Source organism: Salipiger sp. (genome assembly GCF_059781815.1).
The window spans coordinates 1-2,321 of the sequence record NZ_JBYNAH010000352.1; the positions used below are offsets into that span (position 1 = coordinate 1).

Sequence of the window (2,321 nt, forward strand, 5' to 3'; positions counted from 1 at the left end):
GAATTCGCTTGGCCTCGGCCAGCTTCAGAATGGTGTCATAGACGGTCAGGCTGGCCTTGATGTCGCGCTGCGCCGAGCCCGGCGTGGCGTTGTAGTAATAGTCGGTGCCGATCTGGTTGTAGGTGATGTAATCCTTGAACGGCGTGATCGGGATCGACAGCGGGTACTTGCTCGCCGAGAACCAGAACAGGTTGAGGCCGTTCGGGATCCCGTCGGAGAAGGCATCGATGTACTGGTCCCAGGTGCCGTTGAAATTCGAACAGAACAGCATGTAGTCGTTGTCGAGCGTCTCCTTGCCCTGGCCGAGATCGGGCCACTGGTCGCGCTTGATGATGACCCACCTGGCGAAGTGGATGAGCGACAGCCCGAGCAATCCCATGAGGTTCGACGGGCGGCCGCGCGCGGCCATGAAGAGCACTCGGTTGATCCAGGTGACGCATGGGCGACTTGGGGTCACCACGTTCATCGCATAGGCTTTTCCCGCGACATTCGACATGGGGCGCCCTCCAATGGCTTGGATATAATTAACGTAGGGTCAAATCTCCTATAGGATGTATCAAGCCGTGAATGATCGCGCTGAGTCAAAGGATATTTTTCGCGCGCACGCTGTCAGACTGGCTTGCGCCTGCGCGAAAACGGCGTCTCTCGGTGAGAGTTTTCGGCGGCTGTGTCCTGCGCGAGTGGATCGATTTTTGCCCCGGACAGGCACGGTGCGCTGGCCTTTAGCCCAAGGGCGCCGGTCGGTCCGACACGCCGTATCATGGCGCTGTATCAGGGCGCCCGCAGCCTTCGTCACGGCCGTTGCGCGGCAGCGCTGACCCGCCCGGCCTGCGGGGCGCGACGGGTCTCAGGCCTCGATGCCGCGTGCGGTCAGGATGCGCTCGGCGCTGTCGTTCCAGACGTCCATCTTCACGATCTTGCCGTTCTCGACCTCGAAGCGGTCGACATAGCGGTTGCCCTCGAAAGGCGTGCCGTCGGGCCATTCGCCGTAGAGGTAGCCGGTGGAATAGACCACGGTGCCCGCGGCGCCCTGGGCCACATCGAACTGGCGCATGTCCTTTTTCACCCAGGCGTAGCGCATGGCGTTGAAGCCGGCGGGGCCCGAGGGGTGGTGATAGACCCGCCCGCCGGTGAAGGTGATCACCACCTCGTCGGCCATGTAGGTCGCCGCGCGCTCGGGGTCGGGCACCATCGAGGCTTCGAGATAGTCATGCACGATGCGCGCTTCCGGGCCGAGGGTCTCGGGGTCGATGGGCAGGGTCTTGGACATGGGGGCCTCCTCGGACGGTGCGGCGGGGTTGCGGTCTCGCCTGTGCTAGACCTTCGGGCCGTTATTTCCTACAGGAATTGCAGGGAATTGCCGATACGACGGGCGATGCGCGCGCGTTTCGGTGCAAATGCGCGCGGATTCCGGGCCTGGGTTTTGACAGGCGTCTCGCGGCAGCCACGTAATCCGGCAGGAACACCTGCCAGCGCAGATGAGGTCAGAGCATGCGGCATCCGGGACAGATCAGGGCGAGGCAGGGCACCGGGCAGGCGCGCGGGTCCGGAGGTGCGCGATGAGCCTCGATCTGGTGATCCGCGGCGCGCGGCTCGGCGACGGGGCCGCGCCTGTCGATCTCGGCGTCAAGGACGGGCGTATCGCCGAGATCGCGCCGAGCATCGCCAGCGACGAGCCGCAGCGCGACGCCGGTGGCGGGCTGCTGATCCGGGGCTTTGCCGACAGCCACCTGCATCTCGACAAGGCCTGCATCCTCGAGCGGGCGCAGAACCGCTCGGGCGACCTCAAGGGCGCGCTGCAAGCGGTCACTGCGGCCAAGCGCGACTTTACCGCCGAAGATGTCTATGAGCGCGGCGCGCAGGTGCTCGACAAGGCCATCGGGCAGGGCACGACCTTGATCCGGACACAGGTCGAGATCGACCCGGTGATCGGTCTGGCGGGCTTCGAGGCGGTGCGACGGCTCAAGGCCGACTACGCCTGGGCGCTCGAGCTGCAGATCTGCGTGTTCCCGCAGGAGGGTCTGCTGAACTACCCCGGCACCGAAGAGCTGCTGCGCGAGGCGTTGCGGCAGGGGGCCGACCTGCTGGGCGGCTGCCCCTATACCGACACCGATCCCGAGGGCCAGATTGCGCGGGTCTTCGCCATGGCGCGCGCGTTCGACGTGGATCTCGATTTTCACCTCGATTTCGACCTCGACACAAGCTGGCGGCACCTCGACGAGGTGGCGCGCCAGACGCTCGCCCATGGCATGCAGGGGCGGGTTGCCATCGGCCATGTCACCAAGCTCGCCCAGGCCGATCAGGAGCGGTTTGAGGGCGCG

The 2,321-nt window shown here is 65.4% G+C and carries 3 protein-coding genes; 1 reads left to right on the forward strand and 2 read right to left on the reverse strand.

Features of this window, described 5'->3' with window-relative positions:
- On the reverse strand, positions 1 to 496 hold a 496-nt coding region (locus tag AC6RA4_RS24465), incomplete at its 3' end, for a hypothetical protein (RefSeq protein ID WP_500164766.1).
- Between the two features lie 351 nt (positions 497 to 847).
- Complete coding sequence (locus tag AC6RA4_RS24470) at positions 848 to 1,270, reverse strand: nuclear transport factor 2 family protein (RefSeq protein ID WP_500164768.1); 423 nt, start codon at positions 1,268 to 1,270, stop codon at positions 848 to 850.
- A 289-nt stretch (positions 1,271 to 1,559) separates the two neighbouring features.
- On the opposite strand from AC6RA4_RS24470, the gene AC6RA4_RS24475 reads away from it, so the two are divergent.
- Positions 1,560 to 2,321 (forward strand): amidohydrolase family protein (locus tag AC6RA4_RS24475; RefSeq protein ID WP_500164770.1); only part of this gene is annotated, 762 nt, incomplete at its 3' end.